Annotated in this window: 13 protein-coding genes and 1 riboswitch; of the genes, 8 read left to right on the top strand and 5 right to left on the bottom strand. The window is 71.8% G+C overall.

Annotated features, from left to right (window positions below; genetic code table 11):
• Window positions 1–57: 57 nt before the first annotated feature.
• On the bottom strand, window positions 58–2,166 hold the full coding sequence (locus tag AB0H62_RS08995) for a RecQ family ATP-dependent DNA helicase (protein ID WP_360585081.1): 2,109 nt from the start codon (window positions 2,164–2,166) through the stop codon (window positions 58–60).
• A gap of 424 nt (window positions 2,167–2,590) precedes the next feature.
• Here AB0H62_RS08995 and nadD point away from each other — a divergent pair, with 424 nt between their 5' ends.
• Genes nadD through AB0H62_RS08970 form a run of 5 tightly spaced genes read left to right on the top strand, consistent with a single transcriptional unit; the run spans window position 2,591 to window position 5,851 of the window.
• Complete coding sequence (nadD, locus tag AB0H62_RS08990; protein ID WP_220242865.1) at window positions 2,591–3,190, top strand: nicotinate-nucleotide adenylyltransferase; 600 nt, start codon at window positions 2,591–2,593, stop codon at window positions 3,188–3,190.
• Window positions 3,191–3,235: 45 nt separating this feature from the next.
• Window positions 3,236–3,655, top strand: coding sequence for a ribosome silencing factor (gene rsfS / locus AB0H62_RS08985; RefSeq protein WP_220242864.1), 420 nt, complete (start codon window positions 3,236–3,238; stop codon window positions 3,653–3,655).
• Window positions 3,652–4,266: a histidine phosphatase family protein gene (locus AB0H62_RS08980; RefSeq protein WP_220242863.1), complete on the top strand. Its 615-nt coding sequence runs from the start codon at window positions 3,652–3,654 to the stop codon at window positions 4,264–4,266. Before rsfS ends, AB0H62_RS08980 begins: the two co-directional genes overlap by 4 nt.
• A gap of 3 nt (window positions 4,267–4,269) precedes the next feature.
• On the top strand, window positions 4,270–4,998 hold the full coding sequence (octT, locus tag AB0H62_RS08975) for a diglucosylglycerate octanoyltransferase (protein WP_220242862.1): 729 nt from the start codon (window positions 4,270–4,272) through the stop codon (window positions 4,996–4,998).
• 4 nt (window positions 4,999–5,002) lie between these two features.
• Entirely contained in the window at window positions 5,003–5,851 is an 849-nt protein-coding gene (locus tag AB0H62_RS08970) for a DegV family protein (RefSeq protein ID WP_220242861.1), read from the top strand.
• A gap of 23 nt (window positions 5,852–5,874) precedes the next feature.
• Here the strand turns inward: AB0H62_RS08970 and AB0H62_RS08965 are convergent, their stop codons facing one another.
• From AB0H62_RS08965 to AB0H62_RS08955, 3 genes are read right to left on the bottom strand one after another with little or no spacing between them, the layout of a single operon-like run.
• On the bottom strand, window positions 5,875–6,438 hold the full coding sequence (locus AB0H62_RS08965) for a TetR/AcrR family transcriptional regulator (protein ID WP_220242860.1): 564 nt from the start codon (window positions 6,436–6,438) through the stop codon (window positions 5,875–5,877).
• A 13-nt stretch (window positions 6,439–6,451) separates the two neighbouring features.
• The gene (locus AB0H62_RS08960; RefSeq protein WP_220242859.1) at window positions 6,452–7,276 is read right to left on the bottom strand and encodes an oxidoreductase; all 825 of its coding nucleotides are present in this window, start codon (window positions 7,274–7,276) and stop codon (window positions 6,452–6,454) included.
• Window positions 7,277–7,322: 46 nt separating this feature from the next.
• Window positions 7,323–7,763: a nuclear transport factor 2 family protein gene (locus AB0H62_RS08955; RefSeq protein ID WP_360585077.1), complete on the bottom strand. Its 441-nt coding sequence runs from the start codon at window positions 7,761–7,763 to the stop codon at window positions 7,323–7,325.
• 180 nt (window positions 7,764–7,943) lie between these two features.
• Between AB0H62_RS08955 and AB0H62_RS08950 the strand changes: the two genes are divergently transcribed.
• Together AB0H62_RS08950 and AB0H62_RS08945 are read left to right on the top strand one after the other, a co-directional pair.
• Window positions 7,944–8,693, top strand: coding sequence for a ComEA family DNA-binding protein (locus tag AB0H62_RS08950; protein ID WP_220242857.1), 750 nt, complete (start codon window positions 7,944–7,946; stop codon window positions 8,691–8,693).
• Window positions 8,693–11,074, top strand: coding sequence for a ComEC/Rec2 family competence protein (locus tag AB0H62_RS08945; RefSeq protein ID WP_360585398.1), 2,382 nt, complete (start codon window positions 8,693–8,695; stop codon window positions 11,072–11,074). The genes AB0H62_RS08950 and AB0H62_RS08945 overlap by 1 nt, the downstream gene beginning before the upstream one ends.
• Window positions 11,075–11,098: 24 nt before the next feature.
• On the opposite strand, the gene thrC is transcribed toward AB0H62_RS08945, so the two are convergent.
• Window positions 11,099–12,364 (bottom strand): threonine synthase, encoded by a 1,266-nt coding sequence (gene thrC / locus AB0H62_RS08940; protein ID WP_220242856.1) that lies wholly within the window; start codon window positions 12,362–12,364, stop codon window positions 11,099–11,101.
• A gap of 13 nt (window positions 12,365–12,377) precedes the next feature.
• Window positions 12,378–12,511, bottom strand: a riboswitch (SAM riboswitch).
• Window positions 12,512–12,644: 133 nt separating this feature from the next.
• Here thrC and holA point away from each other — a divergent pair.
• On the top strand, window positions 12,645–13,616 hold the full coding sequence (gene holA / locus AB0H62_RS08935; RefSeq protein ID WP_220242855.1) for a DNA polymerase III subunit delta: 972 nt from the start codon (window positions 12,645–12,647) through the stop codon (window positions 13,614–13,616).
• Window positions 13,617–13,750: the final 134 nt, after the last annotated feature.

Here is a 13,750-nt window from a genome sequence, read left to right as displayed (position 1 = left end):
GGTTCTGGTTGGACGTCTTCGCTGGTCTGGACCCGTGGTCGCGGCCTTCCCCCCGAGTCAGGAGGTGCTGGCCAAACCGAACGGCAACACCGCCTTCGCTCCCGCCTTGCGGAGGAGGCGGGAAGCCAAGGTCATCGTCCAGCCGGTGTCGATGACGTCGTCCACGAGGAGGATGGGGCCGGGGGTGTCGGCGACGCGGGCGGCGACGTCGTCGGGCAAGGAGAGGCGCTGCCAGAGGTCGGCGAGGCGCTGGGCGCTGTTGGCCTGCCGCGGGGGTGGGCCGGCGGAGTCAAGCGTGCCGAGGTGCTCCAGGCGGCCGATGGTCGCGAGCCGCTCCGCCAGGTTCGCCACCAGGACCGGCCGGGTCGCCGACGGCACGGCCACGACGGCCGTCGGGCGCTCCGCCCACGGCCACGCCGCCAGGACCTTCACGCAGGCCTGGAACACCGACTCCGGAACCACGTCGTCCGCCGCGCCCGGCCCGACGAGCTCGCGCAGCCGCGAGCCCCAGCCGACGTCGGTGAGGCGGCCCAGCACCTGACCCGGCTCGGCCTGCTCGGTGGCGGCGATGCGGCCCGACAGCGGCACGTCGAGGCCCTTCATTCCGCTGGGCCACTGCTTGCGCGGCGCCACCTCGACGCCCGGCCGGTCCAGCCGTTCGCGTGTGGCGCCCACGACCTCCTCCGACACCGCGGTGTCCCAGTGCTGCCCGGTGCAGTTGTCGCAGCGGCCGCACGGCGCCGCGTCCGGGTCGTCGAGCTGGCGGCGCAGGTACTCCATGCGGCAGCCGGTCGTGGCGATGTAGCCGAGCATCGCCGACTGCTCGGCCTCGCGCGCTTTAGCAACCCGGGCATAGCGGTCGCGGTCGTACTGCCATTCCTGGCCCGTGCTCTCCCAGCCGCCGCGCACGCGCCGGACCGCGCCGTCGACGTCGAGCACCTTCAGCACCATCTCCAGCCGCGAGCGCGACAGCTCCACAGTCGGCTCCAGCGCGGCAGTCGACAGTGGACGGTCGGCGTACGCGAGCGAGTTCAGCACCTGCGACACCCGCAGCTCGTCGGGGAACGCCAGCGAGCCGAAGTACGCCCAGATCGCCTTGTCCTCGCGGCCCGGCAGCAGCACGACCTCCGCGCGCTCCACACCACGGCCCGCGCGCCCGACCTGCTGGTAGTAGGCGATCGGTGACGACGGCGCGCCCAGGTGCACCACGAACCCGAGGTCCGGTTTGTCGAAGCCCATCCCGAGCGCCGACGTGGCCACGAGCGCCTTGACCCGGTTGGCCAGCAGGTCGTCTTCCGCGGCCTGTCGGTCGGCCGGGTCGGTCTTGCCCGTGTACGCCGCCACCGGGTAGCCGCGCTCACCGAGCAGCGCCGCGACGTCGTGGGCCGCCGCGACCGTGAGCGTGTAGATGATGCCGGACCCGGGCAGCTCGGCCAGGTGCTCGGCGAGCCACGCCAGACGCGCCTGATCCGTCGGCAGTTCGGCCACGGCCAGCCGCAAGCTCTCGCGGTCGAGCGGACCGCGCAGCACGAGCGTGTCGCCGCCGGTGCCGATGCCCAGCTGGTCGGCGACGTCGGTGGCCACGCGGTCGTTGGCCGTCGCCGTCGTGGCCAGCACCGGCACGCCGTCGGGCAGGTCGCCCAGCAGCGTGCGCAGCCGGCGGTAGTCGGGCCGGAAGTCGTGGCCCCAGTCCGAGATGCAGTGCGCCTCGTCCACCACGAGCAGCCCGGCGCTCGCGGTGAGCTTCGGCAGCACGGCGTCGCGGAAATCGGGGTTGTTGAGCCGTTCGGGGCTCACCAGGAGCACGTCGACGTCGCCGGCAACGACCGACGCCTGCACCTGGTCCCACTCCTGCGCGTTGGCCGAGTTGATCGTGGCCGCGTGGATCCCGGCGCGCGCGGCCGCCGAGATCTGGTTGCGCATGAGCGCGAGCAGGGGCGAGACGATGACGGTCGGACCGGCGCCCTGCTCACGGAGCAGGGCCGTGGCCAGGAAGTACACGGCCGACTTGCCCCACCCGGTGCGCTGCACGACGAGCGCGCGCCGGTGGTGGGCGACGAGGGCCTCGATCGCCGTCCACTGGTCTTCGCGCAGGGTCGCGGTTTCGCCGGCGAGCGACCGCAGCAGGGTCTCGGCACGCTCGCGAAGGGCTTCGGTGGTGTCCACGTCCCCGGTCTACCCCATGCGGCCGACAGAACGGGAGCCGGACGGGGCACGAACGGACCGTTCGCGATCGAATACCCACAGTTATGTGATTCAAGTCACAAACAAGATTCGCGTAAGGCGCCAGGCGTTCCGAGCTCTCCTCGGCAACCGGTGCCTCTCGGGGGAGGTGACCGGTCGCCCGGCGATGCCCCCTTGACCGCCGGAGCGTGGCGCACGGGCCCCGGCCTCCTCCTGGGGAGCGGGAAGGCCGGGTCCGCGCGTTGCCGATCCGACCAAACGCAGGCGGGCACCCAACCGGACGCTTCCACGCCCGGCAACTGTTCCCGCCATGGCTGTGGTGGGGTGGGTAACGAGCAGCACAGCACGCACATCGCAGCCCGAATGGGCAGGTCTCGCGCGCCCGCGCGTATTAGGCTCACCGGCTATGTCACCACGCCGGATCGGGGTCATGGGCGGCACGTTCGACCCCGTGCACCACGGTCACCTCGTCGCGGCCAGCGAGGTCCAGTCGCGCTTCGCGCTGGACGAGGTCATCTTCGTCCCGACCGGGCAGCCGTGGCAGAAGTCCGAGCGCGTCGTGACCCGCGCCGAGGACCGCTACCTGATGACGGTGATCGCCACCGCGTCCAACCCGGTATTCTCCGTGAGCCGCGTCGACATCGACCGCGGCGGCCAGACCTACACCGTCGACACGTTGCGGGACCTGCACGAGGAGTACCCGGACGACCAGCTGTTCTTCATCACCGGCGCCGACGCGCTGGAGCAGATCCTCACCTGGCACAAGGCCGACGAGCTGTTCAACTTCGCGCACTTCATCGGCGTCACGCGCCCCGGCTATCGCCTCAACTCCCACCACCTGCCGAGCGGCAAGGTCAGCCTCGTCGAGGTCACGGCGATGGCGATCTCGTCCACCGCCTGCCGCGAGCGGGTGGAGCGCGGCGAGCCCGTCTGGTACCTCGTGCCCGACGGCGTAGTCCGCTACATCGCCAAGAAGGACCTGTACCGCAAAGACCGAGGTGAGTGACCGGGTACCCTCGTCCGGGCGTACCCCGAACCCTGAAGGAGCACTGTGGCAGCGACGTCCGAGGCACGAGAGCTGGCCGTCGCGGCCGCGCACGCGGCAGCCGACAAGCTGGCCAGCGACGTGGTCGTGCTGGACGTGTCCGACCAGCTCGTGATCACCGACGCTTTCGTGATCGCGTCCGCGGCCAATGAGCGGCAGGTCGGTGCGATCGTCGACAACGTCGAGGAGAAGCTGCGCATCGGCGGGCACAAGCCGGTCCGCCGCGAAGGTGCCCGCGAAGGCCGCTGGGTGCTGCTGGACTACGTCGACGTCGTCGTCCACGTGCAGCACCAGGAAGAGCGCTCGTTCTACGGCCTGGAGCGGCTGTGGAAGGACTGCCCGCGCATCGAGGTCGAAGGGCTCGAGCCCGCCGCCGCGGCCGATCGCGACGCCGCCGCGGACAGCGCGGACGGCCTGGACGCGTGAGCCTGAAGCGGCTGCTGCTCTGGCGGCACGGCGAAACGGACTACAACGCCGCCGGCCGCATGCAGGGACACCTCGACTCCGCGCTGACCCCGGTCGGCTGGAACCAGGCGCGCTTCGCCGTTCCGGCCCTCGCGCGGTTCTCGCCCGATCTGGTGATCGCGTCGGACCTGCACCGCGCGACCGACACGGCCACCGTCCTCAGCGAAGCCATCGGCGTGCCGCTGCGCATCGACAAGCGGCTGCGCGAGACGCACCTGGGTGAGTGGCAGGGCATGACCGGCCCCGAGGTCGACGCCGCCTACCCCGGTGAGCGCGACAAGTGGCGCACCGACGCCGCGTGGGCGCCGCCGGGCGGAGAGTCCCGAGTGGACGTCGCGGGGCGCGCGGGCGAGGTCGTGAACGACCTGCTGCAGCCGAATTCCGACGCCGGCGAGTCGGTGCTGCTCGCGTCGCACGGCGGTCTGATCGTGGCGCTTACGGCGAAGCTGCTCGGCCTGCCGATCGAGATCTGGCCGTCGCTCGGCGGGATCATGAACTGCCACTGGGTGGAGCTCGGCCGCCGCGACGGAGCCTGGCGGCTGTATGCGTACAACGCGGGGATCACCGGCTGATCGATGGGCCCGCACCTGCTCGTCTTCGGTGATTCGCTGAGCTTCCACGGACCGGTTGGTCCCTGTGCCGCAGACGAACCACGCCTGTGGCCCAACGTCGCGGCCACCGCGCTCGACGGGCGCGCCGACGTGGTCGCCGGCATCGGCTGGACCGCGCGCGACGTGTGGTGGTCCCTGACCGGTGACCCCCGGGTGTGGGCCGATCTGCACCGCGCGGACGCCGTCGTGCTGGCGATCGGCAGCATGGACACGCTCCCGTCGCCGCTGCCGACGTACCTCCGCACCGGCTTGCGTTACCTCCGTCCAGACGGTGTGCGCCGCGTCGTGCGCGGCGCGTATCTGGCCGCGCAACCGCGGTTGTCCGTCGTGTTGCGGGGCCGGCCCACGGTGCTGCCCGCGAAGCTGACCGTGCACTACCTCGACCTGGCCGTGGAGGCTTTGCGCGTGTTGCGGCCCGAGCTGCCGATCTTCGGGATGCTGCCGTCGGTGCACCGCGCCGACGCGTACGGCCGCGTCCACACCGCCCGCCCCGCCGCGGCCGCCGCGATGGCCGCGTGGGGCGCGCGCCTGGACGTGCCGCTGCTCGATCTGCCCGCCGTCGTGGGTGATCACGTGCTCGACGGCGAGGGCAACCCCGACGGCATGCACTGGGGCTGGGCGGGCCACGAAGCAGTCGGCACGGCCATGGCGAAGCTGATGACACCGGCTTTGCGCCCCGGCCACGTAGGCTGACGGCGTGTCGGTAGCCGTGGTCACGGACTCCACCGCTCATCTGCCGGAGGGCTTCGCCGACCGGCACTCGGTGCGCGTGGTGCCTCTGCACGTCCTCGTCGACGGTGCCGTCTCCTACGACGGCACCGAGATGGGCCCCGCCGCGCTCGCGGAAGCGCTGGGGGAGCGCAAAATCGTCACCACGTCACGGCCCACGCCCGCCGAGTTCGCGACCGTCTTCCGGGCCGCGCTCGACGACGGCGCCGAGTCCGTGGTGTCGGTGCATCTGTCCAAAGAGCTCTCCGGCACGTGGGAAGCCGCCGTGCTCGCCGCCCAGGAAGTCGGTCCGGACCTCGTGCGCGTGGTCGACTCGCGCACCACGGCCATGGGGCTCGGGTTCGCCGCGCTGCACGCCGCGGTGGCCGCCACCGCGGGCAAGTCGGCGGTCGACGTCGAGGCGGCCGCGGTCGACGCCGCCGGGCGCTCTTCCACGCTCTTCGTGGTCGAGACGCTCGAGCACCTGCGCCGTGGTGGCCGCATCGGGCCGGCCGCCGCGCTGCTGGGCACGGCGCTCGCGGTGAAGCCGGTGTTGCACATGTCCGAAGGGCGCATCCTTCCGCTGGAAAAGGTCCGGACCATGAACCGGGCCATGGGGCGGCTGGTCGAGCTCGCGGTGAAGGCGGCCGGTGAAGGCCCGGTCGAGCTCGCCGTGCACCACCTCGCCTCGCCGGAACGAGCTGTCGAGCTGGCCAACCGCCTGGAGGAAGCCGTGCCCGGCTGCGCCGGCGGCTGCGTGGTGTCGGAGCTGGGCGCCGTGATCGGCGCGCACACCGGACCGGGCGTGCTCGGGGTGGTCGTGCAGCGGGAGCGGTGATCCTCCTTGGCCGGTAAGGGTTTTCAGCCCTTGCCGGTGGTGAAGCCCGCGAGGAACAGCTCCAGCCACCTCGCCCGCACCGCCGGCTGGACGTCCGTCGGCGCCGTGAGGATGAGCAGGTAGAAGTCGTCGGCGGTCACGTCCTCACGCAGCCTGCCGTCGCGCTGGGCGACCTTGATCATCCGCGTCGTGGCCGCGCGGCTGCGGCTCTCCTGTTCGGGTGTGAGGTACTCCGCCCCGACGTTCTGCGCCGCGGCCTTCACCGCCCGGTCGTCGGCCGCCGCCTCGACGATGTGGCTCACCAGCGCCGAGATCTCGCCCATCGCGTCGGCCCCGCCGGCCACCCGCTCGGCCGCCGCCTCGATCGCCTCGGTGATCAGTTCGCTGTGCTCGCCGATCACCGCCGTGACGAGGTCGGTTTTCGTCGGGAAGTGCCGGTACAACGTGCCCACGGCGACCCCCGCGGCCTCGGCGATCGTGTCCATCGGGACGTCGGGGCCGAGCCGGGTGATCTGCTCCCGCGCCGCGTCGAGGATCTTCGTGCGGTTGCGCACCGCGTCGGCGCGCAGCGGGCGGGACGGCTCCATCGGCTCTCCGTGGTCAGCTCGCGAGGGCTCTCATGATCAGGGTGTCGAAAGCGCGGTCGGGCAGGGCGCGGCGCAGGAAAATCAAGGGTTTCGCGCCGAAACCTGCAGCGTAACGTGTGCGCGGGCGCCGAGCGGTCGCAGCCTTCGCGACGGTCTTCGCGATCACGGACGGCCGGGACATCATCCGCACGTTGATGCCCGAGTTCATGCCCTTCGCCAGCTTCCCGGCCAGGTCCGAATACGCGCCCTCGCCGGAGACCTCCGTCAAGTGGTCCACGGCGATGTTGCCCCACTCCGTCGCGATCCCACCGGGCTCGACCACGACCACGTCGATCCCGAACGGCCGCACCTCCATTCGCAGCGAGTCGGAGAACCCCTCCAGGGCGAACTTCGTGCCGTGGTACCAGGCGCCCAGCGGGGTGTAGATCTTGCCGCCCATCGAGGAGATGTTCACGATCCGGCCCGAGCGTTGCGCTCGCATCACCGGCAGCACGAGCTGGATCAGCCGCGCGGCCCCGAACACGTTCACCTCGAACTGGTAGCGCGCCTCCGACAAGGGCACGTCTTCGACCGCGCCGTACGAGCCGTAGCCGGCGTTGTTCACCAGCAGATCGATCCGGCCGGACTCCGCGACGATCGCCGCCACGGCCTTCTCCACGGACTCCTCGTCCGTCACGTCCAGCGCGATCGCCCGCACCCCGCGTTCGGCGAGGTCCGCCATCCGCTCCACCCTTCGCGCGGCGCCATAGACCGTGTAACCACGCTCCAGCAGCTCTCGTGCCGTGGACTCTCCGATACCCGACGACGCGCCCGTGACCAGGGCGACCTTGGGGGCCATGACCGTCACCTCCTGAAAGTGAACCAGGACTCAGGTTTATCATGAGTCATCGTTCACTTTCAACCGGGTGGATTTCACGGAGGTTGTTTTCGGCAGTGTCACCGTCGACGGCGGCGAACGAGTGGTGCTCGTGCGTCACCACCCAGCGGCCCTGGTCCTTGCGCAGGCCGATGGTCAGCCGAAGGTGATGGCCCGGTGGATCGGCGGAGGTGCCGCAGCGCAGGAGCGCCCAGGCGAACGCCACGTGGTCGCCCGCGGTCACGTCGAGCTCCAGGATGGTGAACGTCGCGCCTTCCGCTTGCCAGACGAAAAACGGTGGCCAGGTCTCGCGGTAGGCGTCGATCCCGCGGACACCTTCGTGAGGCGGCGGGACGTCGAACATCACGATGCCGTCGGAGTGGTCGGCGAGGACGCCGTCGAGATCTCCCGTGTGGACGGCAGTGGCCCAGTTTTCGATCAGGGCGCGGATCTCGGCTTCGTTCGTCATGTGGGTCCTTCCCGTGGAGCGCCGTCGAGGGCGGCGATGGGCGTCAGCATCGCACCGGGGGCCGACCGGAACCGGCGTTCAGCGGTCGCCGAGGCCGAGTTGTCCACAAGGGGGCAGTTATCCACAGGCTGGCGGATTCGGCCTGGTGGCCGGTGTCGATCAGCGCCTAGCGTCGCACGTGTGTTCGAGCAGACCGCCCGTGATCCGGGCACTCCCGTGAACGCCAGGCTCGCCTGGCTGGCCGACCAGCTGGCGGCGGGCCCACGCACCGTCGGGCCCGGCGGCCGGCTGGTCCGGCGCTGGCTGCCCGGCGGCGCCGACCCGGCTCACCCGGGTCTGCCCGGCGTGCTGAAAAGTCACCGAGTCCTCGTCGTGCTGGGGCTGGTGGTCGTGGCTGTGCTGATCGCTGCGGGCTTCGCGGTGTTCAGCGGCTCGCCCGCGATGGAGGTGGCGCCGTCGCTGCCGAGCGCGAAGGCGCACCCTTCCGTCGCGGCGCCGGCGTCTTCGGCGTCCGCGACGCTGGTGATCAGCGTGATCGGCCACGTCCGCGCGCCCGGCCTCGTCACCGTTCCGGCCGGCTCGCGTGTGGCCGACGCGGTGCGGGCCGCCGGTGGCGCGGACCCCGGCACCGATCTCTCCAGCCTGAACCTCGCCCGCAAACTCACCGACGGCGAGCAGCTCGCCGTCGGCATCACGGTCGCGTCCTCGGCACCGGCCGGTGCCGGCGCGGCTCCGGGCAAACTCGACCTCAACTCGGCCACCCCCGAGCAACTCGACACCCTGCCCGGCGTCGGCGAGGTCACCGCCGGCCGCATCATCGACTGGCGCACGCAGCACGGCGGCTTCTCCAGCGTCGAACAACTTCGCGACGTCGAAGGCATCGGCGAAAGCAAGTTCGAGAAGCTGCGCGAGCAGGTGACGGTCGGATGATGTTCGTCCAGCCGGAAGCCGCGCCGTCGTGGCGTGACCACGACCTTCGGCTCGTCCCGGCAGCATTGGCGGCCTGGGGCGGCACCCTGGCGGGCCTGCGGCTCGGGTGGTGGGCGGCCGAGGTTTTCGGCGTTGTGGCAGCGGTTTTGTCGGCCGTATTGCTCGCACGGCGGCGTGGGCGGTGGGTCGGCGCGGCCGGCGCGCTGTTGGTCTTGGGGCTCGTGGTGGCGCTGCCGACAGCGTGGCGCATCCGGGGAGCTGAACAGGACACGCTCGGCCAAGCCGCAGCGCACGGGGTGACCGCCACGCTTCGCGTCGAGGTCACCGAGCGGCCGCGGCCGATCCACAGCGCGGGCTACGCCGATCAGCAGGCGGGTACCCGATCGGTCGTCATCGACGCCCGGGTGGAATCGGCCACTGTGGACGGTCGGGCGGTGGATTCCACCGGCCGGGTCCTACTGCTCGCGCCGGTGGCCGGATGGGGTGATCTCCTGCCGGGCCAGGAGGTCACGGCGTCGGGTCGCCTGGCGCCGGCGCGCGGGGGTGAGCTAACGGCGGCCGTCATCTACCTTCAGGGCGCTCCGGTCGGGGTCACGCGGGCGCCGTGGTGGCAGCGGGCGGCCGCGGCGTTGCGAGCGGGGCTGCATGAGTTGTGCGCGGTGTTGCCGGAGGAGCCGGCGGGGTTGCTGCCCGGACTGGTTTTGGGCGACACGAGTGCGTTGCCCGAGCAGGTCGAGCAGGAGTTCACGGAGTCGGGGCTCACGCACTTGATGGCTGTGAGCGGCGGGAACGTGGCGATCATCTGCGGCGCGGTGTTGCTGTTGTGCCGACTGCTCCGCATCGGGCCCCGGGTGTCCGCCGTCGCGGCGGGATTGTGCCTGGGCGGTTTCCTGATTCTTGTCGGTCCGGCGCCGAGTGTGCTGCGGGCCGGGGTGATGGGCGGAGTGGCGCTGCTGGCGCTGGCGTTGGGCCGTCGTGGATCCGCGTTGCCGGCGCTGGCGTTCTCGGTGTGCGTGCTCGTCGCGTGGGATCCGGTGATGGCGGCGGACTTCGGGTTCGCGTTGTCGGTGTTCGCGACGGCGGGGCTGTTGCTGCTGGCGCCGCGATGGGCGGATTCGCTGGTACGCCGAGGGATTCCGCCGGGGTACGCGGAAGGGATCGCGGTGCCGCTGGCGGCGTTCGTGGTCACCGCGCCGGTGATCGCGGGCATGGCGGGCACGGTGAGTCTCGTCTCGGTGGTGACCAACGTGCTGGCGGCGCCCGTCGTCGCGCCGGTCACGGTGCTCGGGGTGCTGGCCACGGTGGTCGGGCCGTGGTGGCCCGGGGCCGGGCACGTGCTGGTGCACCTGGCCGATCCGGAGGCTCGCTGGCTGATCACCGTCGCGGGGCACGGGGCCCGTGCGCCGGGCGCGGTGCTCAGTTGGCCGGGTGGCTGGTGGGGTGGGGTGTGCGCGGCCGGGGTGCTGGTCGTGGTGGTGGTCGCGTTCCGGTTCCGGCGCGCGCGGCTGCTGGTGGCGATGGGGCTGGCGGCGGTGCTGCTGATCGTGGTGCCGCCGCGGGTGCTCTCACCCGGCTGGCCGCCGAAGGGCTGGGCGATGGTGGAGTGCGACGTCGGCCAGGGCGACGCCGTGGTGCTGGCCACGGCGGAGCCCGGGCGCGCGGTGGTCGTGGACACCGGGCCCGAGCCGGGGCCGGTGGACGAGTGCCTGCGGCGGCTCGGCGTGGAGCGGATCCCGCTGTTGGTGCTCAGCCACCTGCACGCCGACCACATCGGCGGGCTGCCGTCGGTGTTCGACGGCCGGGCCGTGGGGGCGATCGCCGTCGGGCCCGGGCGGGCGCCGGCGTGGGCGTGGCAGCAGGTGTCGCAGGAGGCGGCGACGCACCACGTTCCACTGCTGGAGCTGAGCGACGGGCAGCGGCTCGACTGGCCGGGGTTGTCGCTGGATGTGCTCGGACCGCGCTACGTCACGGCTCGGGCGGCCGCCCTGCAGGACGGCACGATGATCAACAACAGTTCCGTGGTGCTCCGCGCGACCACGGCCGCGGGGAGGGTGCTGCTGACCGGAGACGTGGAGCTGGCCGCGCAGGCCGACCTGCTGGCCGAGGGGGTGGACCTGCACGCCGATGTGCTGAAAGTTCCCCACCACGGCTCGCGCTACTCGTTGCCTCAGTTCCTCGAGGCGGTGGGCGCGCGGGCGGCGATGATCAGCGTGGGCGCGGGCAACAGCTACGGGCACCCGGCGAAGTCCACAGTGGACGTGCTGGGCACGTTGGGTGTGCTCGTGACGCGGACCGATGTGGACGGCGACACGGCCGTGCTGCCCGGTGACGGCGGGCCGGCGGTGGCGCGCCGGGGTGAGCCGCGCGGGCCGCCCCGGTAGGGGAGCGGCCCGCGGGCCCGGCGGTCAGAGGCCGAGGGCCTTGCTCACGGCTTCGGCCGACGGCGGCACGGTGGCCTTGGGGCCGATGCGGCCTTCGAGGGCGTCGAGCGTCTTGAGGCCGTCGCCGGTGATGAGCAGCACGGTCTCGGCGTCGGGGTCGATCTTGCCGGCCTCGATGAGCTTCTTGGCGGTCGCGACGGTGACGCCGCCCGCGGTCTCGGTGAAGATGCCCTCGGTGCGCGCGAGCAGCTGGATGCCCGCGACGACCTCCTCGTCGCTCACGTCCTCGATCGCGCCGCCGGTGCGGTTGACGACGTCGAGCACGTAGGGGCCGTCGGCGGGGTTGCCGATCGCGAGCGAGCGGGCGATGGTGTCGGGCTTCACGGGCTGGACCACGTCGTGGCCGGCGCGGAACGCGGCCGAGACGGGGGAGCAGCCGGTGGCCTGCGCGCCGAACACCTTGTAGGGGCTGGCTTCCACGAGGCCGAGCTGGCCGAGCTCGCGGAAACCCTTGTCCACCTTGGTCAGCTGCGAGCCCGACGCGATCGGCACCACGATCTGCTCCGGCAGGCGCCAGCCGAGCTGCTCGGCGACCTCGTAGCCGAGCGTCTTGGAGCCTTCGGAGTAGTAGGGGCGCACGTTGACGTTGACGAACGCCCACGTCGGGTGTTCGCCGGCGAGCTCGGTGGCGAGGCGGTTGACGTCGTCGTAGTTGCCGTCGACGGCGATCAGATCACCGTCGTAGACGGCGGTGGTGAGGATCTTGGCGCGTTCGAGCGACTTCGGGATCAGGACGACCGACCGCCAGCCGGCGCGGGCCGCCGCGGCGGCCGTCGCGTTGGCCAGGTTGCCGGTCGAGGGACACGCGAGGACCTCGAAGCCGAACTCGCGGGCCGCGGCCAGCGCGACGGCGACCACGCGGTCCTTGAAAGAGTGCGTGGGGTTGCCGGTGTCGTCCTTGACCCACAGGGACTTCAGGCCCAGGGCCTTGGCGAGGCGGTCGGCCTTCACCAGGCGGGTGGCGCCGGGTTCGGTGTTCGGGATCTCCTCGACAGTCGAGGGGACGGGAAGGAGCTTCTTGTAGCGCCAGATGTTCTTGGGGCCGGCCTCGATGTCTTCGCGGCGCACGCGGCCGAAGTCGTAGGCGACCTCGAGCGGCGAGAAGTCCTCCGCGGAGACGAACTCCGGGGCGAGCGGCTGCCGGTGGCCCTCTTCCTTCGACACCAGTTCGACGGCCGGACCGAGGTCCAGGGTCTTCTTGGTGGAGGTCGTGCCGAGGGTAACGGTCATCGCGAGGTTCCTTTCCTCATCTGCCCCGCAAAAGCGGGCCGGAATTGGCACCGTGGTCGTCAGCTATCCCGCAAATTCGGGAAGACAGGCTGTACGCCGGTTGCCGGGGCTTCTTCGGGCCGTTCCCTCTGCCCCTCTGGATGAGCGGTCTTCAGTTGTCGGCGCGCCTCGCTGGGCGCTGCCTCGGGTACACCGTACGACATGGCGATCACCTCGTGCCACGGTGGCGGCGCACATCACCGCAGCGGGCGCGGGGCCGGGCGGGTGAGAGGATGGCGGGGTGACCACCGCACCCGCGCCACTCCACCTCGTCCTCGGTGAGGAAGAACTGCTCATCGAGCGGGCTGTCCGCTCGTCGCTGGACGCCGCGCGGGCCGTGGACTCGACGGCCGAGATGACGCGCAACCGGGTGTCCGAACTCACACCGCCCGTGCTCGCCGAGCTGGTGAGTCCCTCGCTGTTCAGCGAGGGACGGGTCATCGTGCTCGACTCGGCGCAGGACATCTCGCAGGAGCTGGCGGACGCGGTGATGGCGTACCTCAAGGCGCCCGCCGACGGGATCGTGCTCGTGGTCGTGCACAACGGCGGCGGCCGCAGCAAGGCGGCCAAGGCGCTGCCCGCGGCGCTGAAAAAGGCGGGCGCGGAGATCACCGAGTGCCCGAAGCTCACGAAGGCCGCCGATCGGGAGTCGTTCGTGCGCAACGAGGTGCGCCGCGTCGGCGGCAAGATCGACGCGGCGGGGGTGATGGCGCTGATGGATACCGTCGGCTCCGACCTGCGCGAGCTGTCCTCCGCGGCGACGCAGCTCGTCGCCGACACCGGTGGCGCCATCGACGAGCAGGCCGTGCGCCGCTACCACACCGGCCGCGCCGACGTGACCGGCTTCGCCGTGGCGGAGAAGGCCGTGGGCGGCGACCGCGCGGCGGCCCTGGAGTCGCTGCGCTGGGCCATGCAGCTGGGCGTGCCGCACGTCCTGGTCGCCGACGCCCTCGCGGACGCGGTGCGCACAATCGCCCGCGTGTCCGCCGCCGGCCGCGGCAACCCGAACCAGATGGCCGGAGAGCTGGGCATGCCGCCGTGGAAGATCCGCAAGGCGCAGGGCCAGTCGCGCGGCTGGGGCCAGGACGGCCTCGCCACGGCGATGCGCGTGGTCGCCCGCCTGAACGCCGAGGTCAAGGGCGTGGCGGCGGACGCGGACTACGCCCTGGAACGCGCGGTCGTCGAGGTTGTCGCCGCCAAGGGTGAACGCTGACGCTGCTCGGCGGGCAGGGTTCGAGCCACCGGCATCGGGCCTGAGGCACCGCCGAACCGCCGCGAGATGGCCGGGCGGGACCGTTGGTCGCGTGCGCAGATTTTGCAACAGCCACCGCCGGCCGATCGACCGTC

Origin of the sequence: Amycolatopsis sp. NPDC050768 (assembly GCF_040654155.1) — a bacterium.
Taxonomy (GTDB): domain Bacteria; phylum Actinomycetota; class Actinomycetes; order Mycobacteriales; family Pseudonocardiaceae; genus Amycolatopsis.
Note: the sequence above shows the minus strand (reverse complement) of the source record. Positions and strands in the feature narration are given on the sequence as shown.